The organism is Amycolatopsis sp. NPDC006131, assembly GCF_040614175.1.
Lineage (GTDB): Bacteria > Actinomycetota > Actinomycetes > Mycobacteriales > Pseudonocardiaceae > Amycolatopsis_E > Amycolatopsis_E tucumanensis.
Genome location: NZ_JBEXTX010000051.1, coordinates 23,021 through 40,539, shown reverse-complemented (window position 1 = coordinate 40,539; position 17,519 = coordinate 23,021). Strand labels below are relative to the sequence as shown.

The 17,519-nt window shown below is 73.6% G+C and carries 21 protein-coding genes; 15 read left to right on the top strand and 6 right to left on the bottom strand.

Features of this window, described 5'->3' with window-relative positions:
* Nucleotides 1-30: 30 nt before the first annotated feature.
* A complete protein-coding gene (locus ABZ215_RS24430) occupies nt 31-1,092 on the top strand; it encodes a LacI family DNA-binding transcriptional regulator (protein WP_020422894.1) in 1,062 nt (353 codons plus the stop codon).
* Between the two features lie 378 nt (nt 1,093-1,470).
* Here the strand turns inward: ABZ215_RS24430 and ABZ215_RS24425 are convergent, their stop codons facing one another.
* Both ABZ215_RS24425 and ABZ215_RS24420 read right to left on the bottom strand, forming a co-directional pair.
* Nucleotides 1,471-1,602 (bottom strand): hypothetical protein, encoded by a 132-nt coding sequence (locus ABZ215_RS24425; RefSeq protein ID WP_017981498.1) that lies wholly within the window; start codon nt 1,600-1,602, stop codon nt 1,471-1,473.
* A gap of 9 nt (nt 1,603-1,611) precedes the next feature.
* A complete protein-coding gene (locus tag ABZ215_RS24420; RefSeq protein WP_354951827.1) occupies nt 1,612-2,136 on the bottom strand; it encodes a YbhB/YbcL family Raf kinase inhibitor-like protein in 525 nt (174 codons plus the stop codon).
* A 68-nt stretch (nt 2,137-2,204) separates the two neighbouring features.
* On the opposite strand from ABZ215_RS24420, the gene ABZ215_RS24415 reads away from it, so the two are divergent.
* A complete protein-coding gene (locus tag ABZ215_RS24415; RefSeq protein WP_020418968.1) occupies nt 2,205-2,402 on the top strand; it encodes a hypothetical protein in 198 nt (65 codons plus the stop codon).
* A 183-nt stretch (nt 2,403-2,585) separates the two neighbouring features.
* Here the strand turns inward: ABZ215_RS24415 and ABZ215_RS24410 are convergent, their stop codons facing one another.
* From ABZ215_RS24410 to ABZ215_RS24400, 3 genes are read right to left on the bottom strand one after another with little or no spacing between them, the layout of a single operon-like run.
* Nucleotides 2,586-4,253 carry a protein kinase gene (locus ABZ215_RS24410; RefSeq protein WP_354951825.1) on the bottom strand — a complete coding sequence of 556 codons (1,668 nt, stop codon included), beginning with the start codon at nt 4,251-4,253 and terminating at the stop codon, nt 2,586-2,588.
* A gap of 9 nt (nt 4,254-4,262) precedes the next feature.
* The gene (locus ABZ215_RS24405) at nt 4,263-4,847 is read right to left on the bottom strand and encodes a CPBP family intramembrane glutamic endopeptidase (protein ID WP_354951823.1); all 585 of its coding nucleotides are present in this window, start codon (nt 4,845-4,847) and stop codon (nt 4,263-4,265) included.
* Entirely contained in the window at nt 4,844-5,722 is an 879-nt protein-coding gene (locus tag ABZ215_RS24400; protein WP_354951821.1) for an NAD(P)H-binding protein, read from the bottom strand. Before ABZ215_RS24400 ends, ABZ215_RS24405 begins: the two co-directional genes overlap by 4 nt.
* A gap of 65 nt (nt 5,723-5,787) precedes the next feature.
* Between ABZ215_RS24400 and ABZ215_RS24395 the strand changes: the two genes are divergently transcribed.
* From ABZ215_RS24395 to ABZ215_RS24385, 3 genes are all read left to right on the top strand, one after another.
* Nucleotides 5,788-6,348, top strand: a complete 561-nt coding sequence (locus tag ABZ215_RS24395; RefSeq protein ID WP_354951819.1) for a MarR family transcriptional regulator — start codon at nt 5,788-5,790, stop codon at nt 6,346-6,348.
* 40 nt (nt 6,349-6,388) lie between these two features.
* Nucleotides 6,389-6,910 (top strand): hypothetical protein, encoded by a 522-nt coding sequence (locus ABZ215_RS24390; RefSeq protein ID WP_354951817.1) that lies wholly within the window; start codon nt 6,389-6,391, stop codon nt 6,908-6,910.
* A 108-nt stretch (nt 6,911-7,018) separates the two neighbouring features.
* Nucleotides 7,019-7,333, top strand: coding sequence for an integrase core domain-containing protein (locus ABZ215_RS24385; protein WP_354951815.1), 315 nt, complete (start codon nt 7,019-7,021; stop codon nt 7,331-7,333).
* A 28-nt stretch (nt 7,334-7,361) separates the two neighbouring features.
* Here the strand turns inward: ABZ215_RS24385 and ABZ215_RS24380 are convergent, their stop codons facing one another.
* Nucleotides 7,362-8,810: an aldehyde dehydrogenase gene (locus tag ABZ215_RS24380; RefSeq protein ID WP_354951813.1), complete on the bottom strand. Its 1,449-nt coding sequence runs from the start codon at nt 8,808-8,810 to the stop codon at nt 7,362-7,364.
* A gap of 183 nt (nt 8,811-8,993) precedes the next feature.
* Here ABZ215_RS24380 and ABZ215_RS24375 point away from each other — a divergent pair, with 183 nt between their 5' ends.
* Genes ABZ215_RS24375 through ABZ215_RS24330 form a run of 10 tightly spaced genes read left to right on the top strand, consistent with a single transcriptional unit; the run spans nt 8,994 to nt 17,246 of the window.
* The gene (locus tag ABZ215_RS24375; RefSeq protein WP_020418960.1) at nt 8,994-9,503 is read left to right on the top strand and encodes a cupin domain-containing protein; all 510 of its coding nucleotides are present in this window, start codon (nt 8,994-8,996) and stop codon (nt 9,501-9,503) included.
* Between the two features lie 4 nt (nt 9,504-9,507).
* On the top strand, nt 9,508-10,443 hold the full coding sequence (locus tag ABZ215_RS24370; RefSeq protein WP_354951811.1) for a PDR/VanB family oxidoreductase: 936 nt from the start codon (nt 9,508-9,510) through the stop codon (nt 10,441-10,443).
* A 4-nt stretch (nt 10,444-10,447) separates the two neighbouring features.
* Nucleotides 10,448-10,633 carry a recombinase-like helix-turn-helix domain-containing protein gene (locus ABZ215_RS24365; RefSeq protein ID WP_020418958.1) on the top strand — a complete coding sequence of 62 codons (186 nt, stop codon included), beginning with the start codon at nt 10,448-10,450 and terminating at the stop codon, nt 10,631-10,633.
* A 2-nt stretch (nt 10,634-10,635) separates the two neighbouring features.
* Entirely contained in the window at nt 10,636-11,679 is a 1,044-nt protein-coding gene (locus ABZ215_RS24360) for a Rieske 2Fe-2S domain-containing protein (RefSeq protein WP_354951809.1), read from the top strand.
* A 17-nt stretch (nt 11,680-11,696) separates the two neighbouring features.
* Nucleotides 11,697-12,620 carry a VOC family protein gene (locus ABZ215_RS24355; protein ID WP_354951808.1) on the top strand — a complete coding sequence of 308 codons (924 nt, stop codon included), beginning with the start codon at nt 11,697-11,699 and terminating at the stop codon, nt 12,618-12,620.
* The gene (locus ABZ215_RS24350) at nt 12,617-13,393 is read left to right on the top strand and encodes an aspartate dehydrogenase domain-containing protein (RefSeq protein ID WP_354951807.1); all 777 of its coding nucleotides are present in this window, start codon (nt 12,617-12,619) and stop codon (nt 13,391-13,393) included. The genes ABZ215_RS24355 and ABZ215_RS24350 overlap by 4 nt, the downstream gene beginning before the upstream one ends.
* Nucleotides 13,390-14,103 (top strand): alpha/beta hydrolase, encoded by a 714-nt coding sequence (locus ABZ215_RS24345; protein ID WP_354951806.1) that lies wholly within the window; start codon nt 13,390-13,392, stop codon nt 14,101-14,103. Before ABZ215_RS24350 ends, ABZ215_RS24345 begins: the two co-directional genes overlap by 4 nt.
* A complete protein-coding gene (locus ABZ215_RS24340) occupies nt 14,094-14,828 on the top strand; it encodes an SDR family oxidoreductase (protein ID WP_020418953.1) in 735 nt (244 codons plus the stop codon). Before ABZ215_RS24345 ends, ABZ215_RS24340 begins: the two co-directional genes overlap by 10 nt.
* Before the next feature lie 8 nt (nt 14,829-14,836).
* Nucleotides 14,837-15,616 carry an SDR family oxidoreductase gene (locus ABZ215_RS24335; protein WP_354951805.1) on the top strand — a complete coding sequence of 260 codons (780 nt, stop codon included), beginning with the start codon at nt 14,837-14,839 and terminating at the stop codon, nt 15,614-15,616.
* Between the two features lie 10 nt (nt 15,617-15,626).
* Nucleotides 15,627-17,246, top strand: coding sequence for a thiamine pyrophosphate-binding protein (locus ABZ215_RS24330; RefSeq protein ID WP_354951804.1), 1,620 nt, complete (start codon nt 15,627-15,629; stop codon nt 17,244-17,246).
* Nucleotides 17,247-17,519 lie beyond the last annotated feature (273 nt).

Below are 17,519 nucleotides of genomic sequence, written 5' to 3'. Positions count from 1 at the left end.
TGACGGCTCGTTACCGGGGGAGGCGCGCAGGTGACCACGCACGGAGCCTCGCTGATCGACGTGGCCCGCGCGGCCGGGGTGTCCACGGCGACCGCAGGGCGCGCGCTCGGCGGGTACGGGCAGGTCAGCGAGCGGACCCGGGAGCGGGTGCTGGCCGCGGCGGCCGAGCTGGGGTACCGGCCGAACGGGCTGGCGCGCAGCATGGTCACCGGCAGCACGCAGACGATCGGCGTCGTGGTGACGGACGTGGCGAACCCGTTCTTCGCCACCGCGTTGCGCGGGATCACCGACGTGACGTCGCCTGCCGGGTTCGAGGTGCTGCTGGCCAACACCGGTGGCGTGCTGGAAGCCGAGCAGCGGGCGGTCAGCGTGATGTCGGAGAAGCGGGTGGACGGCGTGATCGTCGCGGCGGCGCGACCGGGCGAGGGGGCGCACCTGCGGCGGGCGATGGACGCCGGGGTGCCGGTCGTGCTCATCGACCGGCAGGTCAGCGGGGTGCCGGAGGCCGACAGCATCACCGTGGACAACGACCACGCGGCGGCGGAGGCCGTCGGGCACCTGACGGAGCTGGGGCACCGGCGGATCGGGGTGATCACGGAGGCCGGGGACCAGCTGGCGCGGGTGCGCACGGGCAACCGGCGGCGCGGGCTGTTCCCGAGCGCGGTGCGGCTGCGGGGGTACGTGAGTGCGCTGGAGGCGGCGGGGTTGCCGGTGGACGCCGGGCTGGTGGCTTCGGCGCGGTACGACCGCGAGTCGGCCTACGACGCGATGAACCGGCTGCTGGACCTGCCGGAGCCGCCGACGGCCGTGTTGTGCACCGACAACGTGCTCGCGTCGGGCGCCTACCGGGCGGCGCAGGACCGCGGCCTGCGGATGCCGACGCAGCTGTCGCTGATCGGCTTCGACGACGAGCCGTGGACGACGCTGGTGCGGCCCGAGCTGACGATCGTGGAGCAGCCGACGTACGACCTGGGCGCCCGCGCCGGACGGCAACTGCTGGACCGCATCACGGACGGCAATGCGCCCCGGCGGCCGCAGCACATCCAGCTCCGGGCGAAGCTGGTCGCGCGCGGGTCGACGGTGCCGCAGTAGCGTTTCGCCACCCCGCTCCGCCGCCTCGCCGCGGATCGCGCACGCCTCCCGCCCGGTCACGCCCGGCAGCCCCGCATCCAGCTCCCGGCGAAGCTGGACGCGCACGGGTCGACCGAGCCGCAGTGGCCTTTCGCCACCCCGATTCGCCGCCTCGCTCCCGGGACCGCACACGTCCCGCCCGGTCACGCCCGCCGCCCCCCAGCGCATCCAGCTCCCGGCGAAGCTGGACGCGCACGGCTCGACCTAGCCGCAGTAGTCGCGCGGACTTCTCGGGGCTCGGCAGCGCGGGCAACGCTCCGGTCGCGGAGCCCGGGTGGCCGCGCCGCAGCCGCTCCCGACCAGTGGCGCGCCGGGGAGCGGCTTGTGAGCCAGCGTGGGTCAGGCCTCTTCGCCGGGGCCGCTCGGGGTGCGGTCCTCCGGCAGGGAGTTGTCCTCCTCACCGAGGCCCTCGTCCTGTTCGGTGGCGGGGCGGGCTTCCTCGTCCAGGTCTTCGCGGCGGGGGTCGGTCATCGTGGTCTCCTAACGTCCGAAGCGGCCCATGATGGTGCCGGTGCTGAGCACGTGCCCCTCGATGGCGGCGCGCACGTCCTGGCCGGTGGCGTCCTCACCGAGGCCGAGCTTGCGGTCCACCGCGTACAGCCGGAAGAAGTACCGGTGCGGCTCGTCCCCCACTGGCGGGCGCGGGCCGCCCCAGCCGCGCTCCCCGAAGTCGTTGCGGCCCTCCACACCGGAGTCCAGGCCGGTCGATGTCGGCGCGATGCCGGTGACCACCCAGTGGGTGAACGTTCCCGTGGGCGCGTCCGGGTCCTCGCACAGCAGCACGAGTTCCGCGGCGCCGTCGGGAATGCGCAGCCACTCCAGCGACGGCCGCTCGTTGCCGCCCTCGTAGGAGTACTGCTCGGGGATCAACGTGTTGTCGCTGAAGGAACTGGTGCGCAGCTCGAGCCCGCCGGCGAGCGGTCGCGGCGGCTCGCCGAGACCCGGGTCGCCCCGGCTCGTGCCGCGGTCGCCGGCCGGTCCGGCCGCGCGCTCTGGGTCCGGCATGGTGCCTCCTCGGGAGATCGGTCGCACCAGCCGACATACCCACTGGCCCGGCGGGTACCCACCGCGGCATGAACCCCGAACGACACCAGGCCCAGGACGACACCGAGGAGAACGCGGACAGCCGCACCTCGATCGCCGAGAGCACCGGCGAACCGTTCGAGCCGCCGCAGCCGGGCAAGACCGCCGTGTCGCGCAGCACCGAGGAGGCCGACACGACCGGCACCGTCGGGCAGGCCGAATACCCCCGGGACACCGAAGGCGGTTAGCACCGGCCGGGGCAAGGCACGCAGAACGCACGTTCTCGCCCCCAGCCCAGGGGGCAGAACCCCGGGGGTCACCCACTGGGCGCGCGTGCCACCCGCAAGGGCATGCTCCGCGCGGCTGAGCCGGCTCACCCCGCCGCCCGCCGCTCAGGAAACTGCCGCTCCGGAAGCGGAAACCCGCGCCGGTCAGTCGCGGTCCCGGCCGTGCCCGCGGCCGGGGCGGTGCTCACCGCGGTCGTCGTCGTGGCGGTCTCCCCGGTCGTCACCGGCGCGTGGGGGCTCGGCGGCGGGCGTCGGGGTGGGTGACGGTGGCGGCGGGGGCGGCGGCGTGCTCGTCTCGCTGGACAGCACGGCGTCGCTGTCGATCAGGGGGGCCGGGGCGGCCGGGATGAGCCCGAGCTGGTGCGTCTCGGTGACCACACGGCCGTCCTCGAAGGTGTACGCGATCGTCACCGACACGGTGTTGTCGGCGACTACAGCGGGTGGCGTGGTGACCGTCAGGGCCGTGATGCCCGCCCAGCGAGCGCGGTAGGCGTCCTGGCCCTGCGCCTGCATCTTCGGGCCGAGGCGGGTCCACGCGTTGTCCGGCCGGGCGGGCAGCAACGCGTAGTACTCGCGCACCGCCCCGGTGATCGCGGCGGCGTCGAGCGCCGCGGGCGGCGGGGCCGGCGCCGGGGCCGGTGGGTCGGGCGTGAGCTGCGTGAACAGGATGACGACCGCCAGCACCGCGAGCAACGCGCCCGCGACGGGCAGCAGGAACCGGCGCTTCGACGCGACGAGCCCGGCGACCCGCTTGTTCAGCCGTGTCCCGGCTCCGGCCGCCCCAGCCACCGGAGTGTTCAGCCGCGTCCCAGCGGCAACCGGCGCGTTCACTCGCGTGCCAGCGGCAACCGGCGCGTTCACCCGCGTCCCGGCACCGCCCGGCCCGGCAACCGGCGCCACCGGCACGGTCAGCGAAGACGGCGTCACCACCGGTTGCGTCCGCGCCCGCGCCGGGTTCAGCGTGCGCGGCGGCACCGGCTGCCCGTCGGCGACCGCCTGCAGCGCGGTCACCACCTGCACGGTGCTGGGCCGCTGGGCGGGGTCGGGCCGCAGCATCGCCATCAGCACCGGGGCGAGCGGGCCGGCGTACTGCGGTTCCGGCACCTCCCCGGCGGCGACGCGGTGCAGCAACGCGATCGGGTTCTCGTCGTCCCCGAAGGGCGGCACGCCCTCGACCGCGTCGTAGAGCGTGGCGCCCAGCGAGAACACGTCGGAGTCGGGCGTCGGCTCCTCGCCGCGGGCGATCTCCGGCGCGAGGAACATCGGCGTCCCGGAGACCAGGCCGCCCTGCGTCAGCGCCGAGTCGCCGGTCGCGCGCGAGATGCCGAAGTCCGCGATCTTGACCGTGCCGTCGTCGGCGACGAGCAGGTTGCCCGGTTTGACGTCGCGGTGCACGATCCCGGCCGCGTGGGCGGCGGCCAGCGCGCCGGCGGCCTGCAGCCCGATCCGCGCGACGGCCTCCGGCGTGAGCAGCCCCTGCTCGGCGACGACCTCGGCGAGGCTGCGGGACGGCACGTACTCCATCACCAGCACGGGCTGGCCGTTGTGCTCGGCGACGTCGTGCACGGTGACCACGTTGGGGTGGCGCAGCCGGGCGGCGTTGCGGCCTTCGCGCAGGATCCGCTGCCGCGCATGCTCGCTCTGCGCCGGGCCCGGCCACAGCTGCTTGACCGCGACCTGGCGCTCCAGACGCTCGTCACGAGCCAGCCAGACGACGCCTGTGCCGCCGGCCCCGACACGGCTCTCCAGCCGATACCGCCCGGCGAGGAGGTTGCCGGCGCCGTCCACGGTCAGTCCGTCCGTAGTCGTCACCCGGTCAGGTTACGGACCGGCCTGCTCCGGGACGAGAGCGGGCAGCCGCCACACCATCAACGCCGACCACACCACGTGCGTCACCAGCGGCGCCAGCACCCCGCCGCCCGACCGCCGCTGCCACGCGAACACCGTCCCCATCACGGCGGACGCCGCGACCAGCGCGGGGTTGCGGGTGGCGGTGGTGGTCAGGACGTACACGGCCGTCGACCCGGTCGCGCCCAGCGCGTTGTAGACCGGGCCGCGGAAGAAGAGCTCCTCGGCCGCGCCGTTGGCCAGCGTCGTGAGCAGCACGGCGCCGCCGTTGCCCGCGGTCGCGTAGCGCAGCACGCGCCGCAGCGCCCGCCGCAGCACCGGGATCCGCCGGGCCACCTCGGCACCGGCGCGGAACACCGCGAACGCGCCGACGCCGCAAGCAACCGGCCCGGCGCCGATCCGGCCGGCGGGCGTCCGGTCGAGCAGGCTCCCGGCGGCCCAGACCCCCGCCACCGCCGCGGTCGAGCGGACGAACTCCCGCGAACCCGGTTTCCGCGTCAAGGAGTACCCCAGCAGCCCGGCCCCAGCCGCCGTGACCAGCCCCAGCGCGGTCTTCACGCCCCGGCCCGCTCCCGCAACGCGGCCGCCACCGCGGCGTCGAAGCCCATCGGCTCGAACGGCACCACCTCACGCAGGCTGTGGTCCCGCACCACGACCTCGTTGATCATCGAGTCGACCAGCGACCGGCCGGTGCGGGCGTCCACGTCGGTGACCAGCGACAGCCACAGCGACGACAGCCTCGGCGACAGCAGCGGCACCGGCACGATGACCCGGAACCGGCCCTCGATCCCGGCGACGCGCTTCAGCATCTCGCCGTAGGCCAGGACGTCCGGGCCGCCTGCTTCGAAGACCCGCCCCGGCGGCACGTCCAGCAGCGCGACCAGGTAGCGGACGACGTCGGCCAGCGCGATCGGCTGGGTGCGCGTGCCGACCCACCGCGGGGTGACCATCGCGGGCAGGTGCTCGACCAGCTGGCGCGTGATCTCCCAGGAGATCCCGCCGTGGCCGATGACGATCCCGGCGCGCAGCACGGTCACCGGCACGCCCGCCTCCCCCAGCAGGCCCTCCACCTCGCGGCGGCTGCGCAAGTGCGGGGACAGGTCGTCGGCGTCGTCGCCGAGCCCGCCGAGGTAGACGATCCGGGACAGGCCGGCGTCCGCGGCGGCGCGGGCGAAGTTGCGCGCGGCGCGGGCGTCGCGGCGTTCGAAGTCCGGCTCGCCCAGCGAGTGCACCAGGTAGTAGGCCGCGGCGGCGCCGGCCAGTGCTTCGCGAACGGAACCGGCGTCGTGCACGTCGCCGTGGACCGGTTCGCCCGCCCCGGCGTAGTCGTCCGGGCGCCGGGTCATCGCGACGACGTCGTGGCCGGCTTCGACGAGCGCCGGGCACAACCGCCGTCCCACGAACCCGGACGCCCCCGCCACAGCCACCCGCATCGGCCGTCCTCCACGCTATCTTAGCGATGATATTCTTACGGTAGAAATGTTTTGAGGGGGATCCTATGCCGAAGCGCGACAAGCCGCAGCCGGACGCGGTCGATCTGATGCTCGCGGAGTGGCGCCGCGAGGCGCCGGAGATCGACGCGTCGCCGCTGGCGGTGTTCGGGCGGCTGCACCGCGCCTTCGACGGGTACACCGTGCAGCTCAACCGGGTGTTCGGGCGGTACGGGGTCAACATCTCCGCGTTCGGCATCCTGGCCGCGCTGCGGCGCGTGGGCGCACCGTACCGCCGGACGGCGGGCGAGCTGGCGGACGCGAACCTGCTCACCACGGGCGGTATCACGCAGCGGGTCGACAAGCTGGAGGCCGCCGGACTGGTCTACCGCGAGCGCGACGCCACCGACCGCCGCATCGTCTACATCGGACTCACCGACGAGGGCCTCGCGCTGACCGACAAGGTCGCGGAGGTCCACTTCGCCAACGAGAACCGGATGCTGGCGGGCCTGACGAAGACCGAGCGGACGCAGCTGGCGCAGCTGCTGAGCCGTCTGGAGCATTCGATCCGGCTGGCCGAGATGGCCGACCGCGCCGAATCCGAGGGGAACCGTTCCGGGCGCCGGTGAGTCGGACCGGGGAACGATCATCCCCCCGGAAGGCTGCCTGATGACCGACCCCGTGCCGAACCTCGGCAACGACGCCACGGCGACCCTGTTCGACGCGATCGACTTCGCGGTCGAAAACGCGGAAACGACCGAGTCCGGGTTCGTGCCCTTCGTGCTCGCCGTGATGCCTGACGGCGAGAAGGTCGCGACGCGCTACGTCGACTCCGAGGAGTACTTCACCGTCGAGGGCAGCGTCGCGCTGGCCCGCCAGGACCTCGCCGCGGCCGACCCGGTCCCCCGCCACGTCGCGCTGGCCTGGGACGGTTTCCTGACCCTGGACGAGGACCGGACCGAGGCCGTGTTCGTCGACGCCTACGAGCAGGGCAGGCCGGAGGGCGTGCGGTTCGCGCAGCGCTACTACCGCACCAGCGGCGGCCTGGAGATGATCGGGAACCCGTTGCTGCTCGGCCACCGCCCCGAGCCGATGCTGCCCCACCCGGCCGGACCCGGGCAGGCAGGCGACGGACGGGTCGCCGCGATCGCCCGGATCCAGGCCATGGTGGACGAGCGGAAGCGGCGCTAGCTGTTGTGACTCGTGAGGTTGTGGACGGCGTGCCGGGTTGATTGTGGGGAGGGCCTCCGGGCGGAGTGGGTGTTGCGACGCATCCACTACCAGCCCTGGAGGTCCTCGATGGGTCACGCTAACGGCATCACCGTGCTGCGAATCCTGACCGACAACGCCCTGGTCTACCGCCGAGGCACCTGCTGGGCCGCGGTCTGCACCGCCCTCGGGCTCCGCCGCCGCTACATCAAACCCGGCTGCCCCTGGACCAACGGCAAAGCCGAACGCTTCCACCGCACCCTGCTCACCGAATTCGCCTACGCCCAGCCCCGGACCCCCAACACCCACCGCCTGGCAACCTTGCCCACCGGGGTCCAGCACTACAACACTGAACGCCCACACTCCGCCCTGACAGGCTACCCACCCATCACCCGACTGCACTGACCCTCCACAACCTGCCAGGTCACAACACCTAGCCCGCCCAGGGCAGGGGCGCCTCGTCGAGGCCCCAGTACACGCTCTTCTGCCGCAGGTACCCGAGGATCCCCTCGCGGCCCTTGTCGACGCCCAGCCCGCTCTCCTTCCTGCCGGAGAACGGCGTCGAGATGCTGAACTGCTTGTACGTGTTGATCCACACCGTCCCGGCCTCGATCCGCCGCGCGAGGCGCCACGCGCGGCGGTAGTCGGCGGTCCAGATGCCGCACGCCAGGCCGTACACGGTGTCGTTCGCCTGCGCCACCAGGTCCTCTTCGTCGCGGTAGGGCAGCAGCACGCCGACCGGGCCGAAGATCTCCTCCTGGCACGTCTTCGACGAGTTCGACAGCCCCTCCAGCAGGGTCGGCGGGTAGTACGCGCCCGCCGACGGCGGCACCTCTCCCCCGCACAGCACCCGCGCCCCCTCCTCGCGCGCGCGGTCCACCAGCGCGGCCACCCGGTCGCGGTGCGCGAACGTCGCCAGCGGCGCCACCTGCGTGTCCGCCGCCGTGCCCGGGCCCATGCGCAGCCGGGACGCGCCCGCCACCAGCAGGTCCCGGAACTCGGCGTACCGCGACTCCGGCAGGAAGATGCGCGACCCGGCGATGCAGCTCTGGCCGCTGGAGGAGAAGATCCCGTACAGGATCCCGGCCACCGCCTGCTCGGCCGCCGCGTCCGGGCACACGATCGTCGGCGACTTGCCGCCCAGTTCCATCGTCACCGGCATGACCTTCTCCGCCGCGATCCGCCCGATCGCCCGCCCGGTCGACGTGCCCCCGGTGAAGGCGACCTTCCCGACCGCGGGATGCCGCACGATCGCGTCCCCCACCACCGAACCCGGGCCCGGCAGCACGGACAGCAACCGCGCCGGCACACCGGCCTCCAGCACCAGCCAGGCCAGCGCCAGCGACACCAGCGGCGTCGCCTCGGCCGGTTTGAGCAGCACACCGTTGCCCGCCGCGAGCGCGGGCGCGATCTTCTGCGCGTCGCTGGCGATCGGCGAGTTCCACGGGGTGATCGCGCCGACCACCCCGACCGGCTCGTACACCGACATCGTCAGCCACGGCCCGCGCTGCGGGGTCAGCGCGGTCTCCATCGTCTCCAGCGCCGCCGCGTAGAACCGGAACGTCGCCGCCGCGCTCGCCACCAGCGCGCGCGTCTCGCGCAGCGCCTTGCCGGTGTTGCGGGTCTGCAGCAGGGCCAGCGACTCCGCGTCCCGCTCGATCAGGTCGCCGACCCGGGTCAGGACCCGGGCCCGTTCGTGTGGGAGCAACGCCGCCCACTCGGCCACCCAGGCCGCGCTGGCCGCCTCGTCGACGTCCCTGACGGACGCGCCGTGCACGACCGCGATCGGCTCACCGGTCGCCGGGTCCACGCACTCCAGCGGCGCGCCACCGCCGCGCCGCCACCGCCCGGCCACCAGGATCTCGTCCGCGGGCACTGTCATCGAGCCACCTCCACAGGCCGTCCAGAATCGGGAGAATAACTTAGCTCTAAGCTAATTGGAAGCCGTTGACGCCATCGAAACCAACCTCCAGAAAACTTAGAGCTAAGGGTTGTCGTCGCCCGGGTCGCGGTGCTACAAACTCTTCCCAAGTTCCCTTAGAGCTAAGACATCCAAGGAGATCCCGTGACGACGACGCAAGCCGGCCTCGAGGAACTGATCGACTCCTGCATCGCCACCCGTGAATCCCGCTACGAGGACTGGGACACGCTCGGCTTCCAGGCCAAGGCGGGCGAGCAGTTCCGCCGCGCGCAGGTCCGCTACATCGGCTCCGGCGCCACCGGCAACCACGACACCGACAACCGCATTCTGCCCTCGGAGCACTTCACGTTCTCCAACATGCGGCTGCCCGCCGGCGCGATCGGCCCCGAGCACACCCACCACGACGTGGAGGAGGTCTTCTTCGTCCTGGAAGGCACCCTCGAAGTCACCGTGCACGACGTCGAGGACGGCACCAAGACCGCCAGCCGCGTGCTGGGCTACCGCGACCTGATCCGCGTCCCGGCCGGCGTGCCGCGCAGCCTGCGCAACATCGGCGACACCGACGCCCTGTTCGCGGTGATCATCGGCGCCCAGAAGCCGCAGCTGCCGACCTACCCGCCGACCTCGCCGATGCACGGCGTGACCCGCGACTGAAGCCATGACCCGGACGGTACGAGTTCACCAGAGCACCTGGCTGGCCGACGGGGTCGTGCGCGTCGAGCTGCGCGACCCCGCCGGGGCGGCCCTGCCGGCGTGGGAGCCGGGCGCGCACCTGTCGCTGCACCTGCCCAACGGGCTGGTCCGGGAGTACTCGCTGTGCGGCGACCCGGCGGACGGGCACAGCTGGACCGTGGCCGTCCTGCGCGAGCCGTCCTCCCGCGGCGGCAGCGCCTGGGTGCACGAGCGCCTCACCCCGGGCACGCTGATCGAGGTCGACGGGCCACGCAACAACTTCGCCCTCGAAGACGCGCCCCGGCACCTGCTGATCGCGGGCGGCATCGGCATCACTCCCCTGCTGGCGATGGCGAACCACCTGGAGCAGCGGGGTTCCGACTGGTCCATGCTCTACTGTGGACGCTCCCGGTCGAGCATGGCCTTCCTGGCCGACCTGCCCGCGGACCGGGTGCGCGTGCACGCCGACGACGAGCGCGGCGGACCGCCTGACCTGGCGGCCGAGCTGGCTGAACTCCGGCCGGGCACGCTCGTCTACTGCTGCGGCCCGGAACCGCTCATCGTCGCCGTCGAGGCCGCGCTGCCGGACGCCTCGATGCTGCGGGTGGAGCGGTTCCGCGCACCGGAACCCAAAGCCACCGGGCCGGACCACGGCTTCGACGTGGTGTGCGGCGGGTCGGGGCGCCGGGTTCCGGTTCCCGCCGGGGTGTCCATCTTGGACGCTCTCGCCGGGGCCGGGGTGTCCGTGCCCAACTCCTGCCGGGAAGGGGTGTGCGGCACCTGCGAGACCAAGGTGCTCGCCGGCGAGCCCGAGCACCGCGACTTCCTGCTGAGCGACGACGAGAAGGCGGCCGGCGGCACGATGCTGATCTGCGTGTCGCGCAGCCGGTCGGCCGAGCTCGTCCTGGACGTGGAGGACTGAGGACATGCCTTCCAGCTACGAGAACGCGTTCGGCGACGAACTCGAGGCGATCTACGGCCGCGGCGTGCACGACCTGCCCGGTGTCGTGGCCGCCCTCAACTCCTCCGGGGTGCGCCCCGCGGGCGGCGAGGACTGGACCGAGTCGTCGTTCACCGCCGAACTGGCCCGCCTGAGCGGAACGGAGAGCTAGACGTGAACCCCTTGCACACCCCCGAAGGTCTGCTGACGTTCGGGCTGCGGGACCGCTGGTACCCGCTGTGCCCGTCCGGGCACGTGCGTCCCGGTGAGCTGGTCCGGATCGAGCGCGCGGGCGAGCAGCTACTGCTGTGGCGCGACGGCGCCGGAGTCGTGCACGTCCAGGAGGACCGCTGCCCGCACCGCGCCGCCCGGCTGTCGCAGGGCGTGCACATGGGCGACCGGGTGGCCTGCAACTACCACGGCGTGCAGGTCGACGCCGAGGGCACGGTGGTGTCCGTGCCGGGCAGCCCGGGCTGCGCCCTGGAAGGCCGCCGCGTGCTGCGGACGTTCCCGGCGGAGGAGCACGCCGGAGCGGTCTTCGCCTGGTTCGGCCTCGACGAGTCGGCGCCACCGGCGCCGCTGGAGGTGCCGGAGCCGATCGCGGGCGGAGAGTGGTCGGAGTTCCTCTGCTACGTCGAGTGGGACGCGCCCTACCTGTACTCGCTGGACAACCTGCTCGACCCGATGCACGGCGCGTTCCTGCACCGCAACAGCCACACGATGTTCGCGGGCAAGCGCGAGGCGGTCTTCCAGATCCGCGCGACCGACAACGGTTTCGTGTTCGAGAAGACCGATCAGCGCGGCGTGAACTTCGACTGGGTCGAGCTGACCCACGGCGGCGCTGACTGGGTCACCCTCGACATCCCGTACCCGGACACCGCCGGCCCGGGCGGGCCGTTCACGATCGTCGCCGGGCTGTGCGCGATCTCGGCGAACCGGCACGCCGGGTTCTTCTGGCGCTGCCGCAAGGTGTCCGGCTGGGAGCGGGACAGCTGGCGCTTCCTCTACCGCAACCGGCTGGAGGCCCGGCACTACGCGGTGCTGGAGCAGGACCGCGAGATGGCCGAGGCGATGCCCGCCGACGCCTGGGACCGGGAGAACCTCTACCAGCACGACATCGCGCTCGTCCGGATGCGCCGCCTGCTGAAGGCGGAGGCCGCGAAACAGGCGGCCCGCCTGACCGAGCCCGCGACCGCAGCGCCGGTCCCGGTCGCCTGAACCCCTTGGAGGACACCATGTCCGAACCCGTCGTCCGGTTGCGGGCGCTGCGGTCGGTGACCCTGCGCTCCACCGCGTGCGCCGACGCGGGCGAGTTCTACCGCGAGGTGTGGGGCCTGCGGCAGGTCGAGCAGGACACCGGCGCGGTGTGGCTGCGCGGCACCAGCAGCGAGCACCACGTGCTGCAGTTGCAGCAGGCCGAGCAGAACGCGCTCGGCAAGGTGGCCTTCGCGGTGGCCACGCCACGCGAGATCGACGAGGCCGCGACACGCCTGGTCGCGCAGGGCATCCCGTTGGTCACCGAGCCCGGCAAGCTGGACCAGGTCGGCGGCGGCTACGGGCTGCGCTTCGCCGATCCGGAGGGACGGCTGATCGAGTTGTCCGCGGACGTGTTCGCCGTGACCCCGGACGATCCGGACGGCCACCCCGCGGTGCCGCGGAAACTCGCGCACGTCGTGCTCAACACCGCCGACATCGACGCGGCTTGCGAGTTCTACACCCGCGTGCTCGGCATGCGGATCTCCGACTGGTCGGAGCACCAGATGGCGTTCCTGCGCTGCAACGCCGACCACCACGTGATCGCGTTCAACCAGGCGCCGTTCGCGTCGGTCAACCACGTCGCCTACGAGATGGCCTCGATCGACCACTTCATGCGTGGCATCGGGCGGCTGCGGCACAACGGGATCACCCCGCTGTGGGGTCCGGGGCGGCACGGGCCGGGCAGCAACACGTTCGGCTACTTCGCCGACCCGGCCGGACTGGTGTGCGAGTACACGTCCGAGGTCGAGCAGGTCGTGGAGGACGCGTGGCTGTGCCGGGTGTGGCGGCGCACGCCCGAGCTGTCCGACCTGTGGGGCACCGCGGGCCCGCCGTCGAAGGACGTCCGCACCCACATGGCGGGCGTGCCCGACCCCGGCTACACGGCTTGGTGGCGGGGATGAGGGCCGGGGTGATCGGCGCGGGCTCGATCGGCGGCGTGGTCGCCCGCGCCCTGCGCGACGGAACCGTGCCGGGTGCGACGCTCGCCGGTGTCGTGGACCCGGCGGGTGCGGCGGACCTGCCGCTGGTGTCGCTGGACGAGCTGCTGTCCACTTCGGACCTGATCGTCGAGGCGGCCGGGCAGCGAGCACTGGCGGAGGTCGGGCCGCAGGTGCTGGCCGCCGGGCGGGACCTGCTGGTCGTGTCGGTCGGCGCGCTGGCCGACGACGCCCTGCTGGACAAGCTGCTGTCCGCGGGCCCCGGTGAGCTGCACCTGTCGACCGGCGCGATCGGCGGCCTGGATCTGCTGCGGGCGGCGGCCCGGATGGCGCCGCTGTCCCGGGTCACCATCGAGACCACGAAACTCGCCGCGAACCTGGTGCAGCCGTGGATGTCCGACGAGGAGGCCGCGCGGCTGCGGACCACGGCCGAGCCGGTCGAGCTGATGCGCGGCCCGGCACGCGAGGTGACGGCGGCGTTCCCGAAGTCGGCGAACGTGGCTGCCTCGGTGGCGCTGGCCGTGGGCGACTGGGACGTGGTCGAGGCGGCAGTGATCGCCGACCCGGCCGCCGAGCTGACCTCGCACGTCATCAGCGCGGACGGGCCGGCCGGGTCGTACCGGTTCGAGATCCGCAACCGGCCCTCGCCGCGGACGCCGACGAGCAGCGAGGTCGTGCCGCACGCGGTGCTCGCCGCGATCGCCGCGCTGGCGGAGCCGCGGGTGGTGTTCCGGTGACCCCCGTGTTGCTGCTGCACGGCATCGGCGGGTCCAGCGCGTCCTTCGAGTCGCAAGTGGACGTCCTGGCGGAGCGGCACCGGGTGGTGGCCTGGGACGCGCCCGGGTACGGGGACTCGCCGGACCCGGAACGCGCCGACATCGCCTGGTACGCCGAGCAGGCGGCGCGGATCTTCGACGAACCCGCCCACGTGGTGGGGGTGTCGTGGGGCGGGGTGATCGCGACCCGGCTCGCGCTGGAGCACCCCGTGCTGTCGCTGACCCTGGCCGACTCCACGCGCGGCTCCGGCACCAGCGCGGAGGCCGCCGCCCGGATGCGGGCGCGGGTGGACGAGCTGGCCGAAGTGGGTGCCGCGGAGTTCGCGCGACGGCGGGCACCGCGCCTGAGCTCCGATCCGGCGACCCGCGCCAAGGTCGAGGCGACGATGGCCCGGGTGCGCCTGGCCGGGTACCGCGCGGCCGCGGAGTCGATGGCCACCACCGACCACGGTCCGCTGCTGGGCCGGATCAGCGTGCCGACGCTGGTGGTCGTGGGCGCCGACGACCAGGTCACCGGCGTCGAGGAGAGCCGGCTGCTGGCGCGGGAGATCCCCGGAGCGCGGCTGCGGGTGATCGGCGGCGGGCACGCGGCCAACCAGGAGTGCCCCGGCGAGTTCAACGAGGTCCTGCTGAAGTTTTTGTCCGAGGTGGAGGCCGCGCGATGCGCCTGATCGTGGTGACCGGCGCCGGGCGCGGGCTCGGCTGGGCGATCGCCGACGCCCTCGGCGCGTCCGGGGCGCAGGTCGTGGTCGCCGAACGCGACCCGGAGCGCGCCGCCCGCGGGGTGGCGCAGCTCGAAGAGCGCGGGCGGACCGTGCACCGCATCGACACCGACGTCGCCGATCCCGATTCGGTGGCGCGGCTGGCGGAACAGGTCGCGAAGATCGGGCCGCTGCACGGTCTGGTCAACAACGCGGCGATGGCCGACGGCGTGGGCGGCAAGCACTTCGCCGACCTGGAGGTGGAGGCGTGGGACCGGCTGATGACGGTCAACGCGCGCGGCCCGTGGCTGGTCGCCCGCGCCCTGTACCCGCAGCTCGCGGCCACCGGCGGGCGGATCGTGAACATCGCCTCCGACGTCGCGTTGTTCGGGCCGCCCCGGCTGGTGCACTACGTGTCCTCGAAGGGCGCGGTGATCGCGATGACCCGCGCGATGGCCCGCGACGCCGGGCCGGACGGGGTGACGGTGAACGCGGTCGCGCCCGGCCTGACCGAGGTCGAGGCGACCGAGCGCGTGCCGCGCGAACGGCACCAGCTCTACGCGAACGGGCGGGCGCTGACCCGGGCGCAGCAACCGGGTGACGTGGTGGGCGCGGTGGAGTTCCTGCTCTCCGACGCCGCCTCGTTCATCACCGGGCAAACGTTGGTCGTCGACGGCGGATTCGTCTGCCACTAGGAGTTTTCATGGACCTGGGACTTTCCGGGCGGGCGGTCGTGGTGACCGGCGCCAGTTCCGGTGTCGGGCTGGCGACCGCCGCGATGCTGCTCGCCGAGGGCGCGCACGTCGCCGCGTGCGCGCGGGACGGCGTGCGGCTGGAGAAGGCACTCGCCGACTTGCCCCGCGCGGCCGGCGCGCGGCTGCACACCGCGGCGTGTGACGTCCTCGACGCCGGCGACGTGCGCCGGTTCGTCACCGGCGCCGGTGAGGAGTTCGGCGGGCTGGACGGCGTGGTCAACAACGCCGGGCGCTCGCTGATGGCGCGGCTGGCCGAGACCAGCGACGAGCAGTGGTGCGACGAGCTGCACCTGAAGATCTTCTCGGTGCTGCACGTCGTCCGCGCCGCGCAGCCGTGGCTGCGGCCGGGCGCGGCGGTGGTCAACGTCAACGCGATCCTGTCCCGCCAGCCCGAGCCGAAGCTCGCCGCGACGTCGGCGGCGCGGGCGGCGCTGCTGAACCTGTCCAAGACGCTGGCCGCCGAGCTGGCGCCGGAGGTGCGGGTCAACTCGGTGTGCCTCGGCCTGGTGGACACCGGGCAGTGGCGGCGCCGGTACGAGCAGTCCGGCACCGAGCTGTCCTGGGCGGAGTGGACGTCGGAGCTCGCCGCGGACCGGGGCATCCCGCTCGGCCGGCTCGGCACCGCCGAGGAGGTCGCCTTCCCGATAGTGGCACTGCTGTCGCCACGCGCTTCGTACGTGACCGGTTCCGCCCTCGACGTCGGTGGCGGCGTCGCCCGATACGTCTGAGGAGACACTCGTGACACACGGCAACGGCGGGGACCTGCTCGCCCAGATCCTGATCGACAACGGCGTCGACACCGCGTTCGGCATCGTGAGCGTGCACAACCTGCCGCTGGTGGAGGCGATCGCGGCGCGGCTGCGGTTCGTGCCGGTCCGGCACGAGGCGGCGGCGGTCAACGCGGCCGACGGGTACGCCCGAGCCCGCGGCGGGCTCGGGGTCGCGATCACCAGCACCGGCACCGGCGCGGGCAACGCGGCCGGCTCGCTCGTGGAGGCGCTGACCGCGGGCAGCCGGGTGCTGCACGTGACCGGACAGATCGACTCGCCCTACCTCGGCCAGGGGCGCGGGGTCATCCACGAGACCCGCGACCAGCTGGGCATGCTCACCGCGGTGTCCAAGCACGCCGCGACCATTTCTTCGGTGGCCGAGGCGGAGGACGTGCTGCGGCAGGCGGTGCGGGCGGCCGTGTCCCTCCCATGTGGACCGTCCAGTGTGGAGTGGCCGATCGATCTGCAGTACGCGCGCCACGACGTGGTGGCTCGCGCTCCGGAGATTCCGGCGCCGGTGCCGCCGCCGGACGAGGACGCGCTGGCCCGGGCCGCCGAGTTGATCGCCTCGGCGCGGCGCCCGGCGATCTGGGCCGGCGGCGGCGCGGTGGACGCGCGGGACGAGGTGCGGGAGCTGGCCGAGCGGCTTCAGGCGCCGGTGTTCACGAGCAACTCCGGGCGGGGCACGCTGCCCGAGGACCACCCGCTGGTGGTCGGCAACTTCGCCACTGCCGCGGAGGACCTGCTGGCCGGGGCGGATCTGCTGATCTCGGTCGGGACGCACTTCCGGTCCAACGAGACCAAGCACTACCACCTGGCGCTGCCCGCGCGGCACATCCAGATCGACGTCGACCCCGCCGCCCTGGGCCGGGTGCACCCGGCGACGGTCGGGATCGCCGGGGAGGCCGGGGTGGTGCTCCGACGGCTGCGGGGCGGGTCCGGCGATCCGGAGTGGCGGGCGCGGGCGGTGGCGACGCGGTCCGCCGTGCGGTCGCGGCTGCGTGAGGCGATCGGCCCCTACGGAGAGATCTGCGACGCGATGCGTGCGGGGTTGCCGCGGGAGTCGGTGATCGCCCGGGACGTGACGATCCCGTCCAGCCAGTGGGGCAACCGGCTGCTGGACATCTTCGACCCGCGGACCAACCTGTTCCCGGTCGGCGGCGGGATCGGGCAGGGCCTGGCGACGGGCATCGGGGCGGCGCTGTCCGGCCGCGACGCACCGACGCTGGTGATGGCCGGGGACGGCGGGCTGGCCGTGCACCTGGGCGAGCTGGGCACGCTGGCGCAGGAGAAGCCGTGGCTGGTGCTGGTGGTCTTCAACGACGGCGGGTACGGGGTGCTGCGGAACATGCAGGACCACCACGGCGGTGCGCGGGCCGGGGTGGACCTGTACACGCCGGACTTCTCGCGGCTGGCGCAGTCGCTGGACCTGCCGTACCAGCTGGTGAGCAAGCCGTCGCTGTTCGCGGAGGCGCTGGAGAAGGCGGTCGCGCAGCACGGCCCGTCCGTGATCGAGGTCGACGTGACCGCGCTGGACCCGGCGCCGCGCCCGTTCGTCCCGCCGGTGCCCGTCCCCAGGGAGGACTGATGACCGTCCCGATGGGGCCGCCGAGGCGACCAATCGAGCGGAATGCCCCCGCGGCCACGCACTCCACTCCCGCCGACGGCGGCCCGCGGCACGGCCCCGCGCCGGCCGGCCGCGCCCCCGACAGCACTCGCATCCCCGGGACGGCGGCCTCACCGCCCCCGCGCCGGGTCATCGCCAAGGGCGCTGCCCCCACCCGCGCACGGCACACCCCACCACCCACAACCCCCGACCCAGCCCCACGCCAAGCCACCACCAAGCGCCCTGTCCCCACCC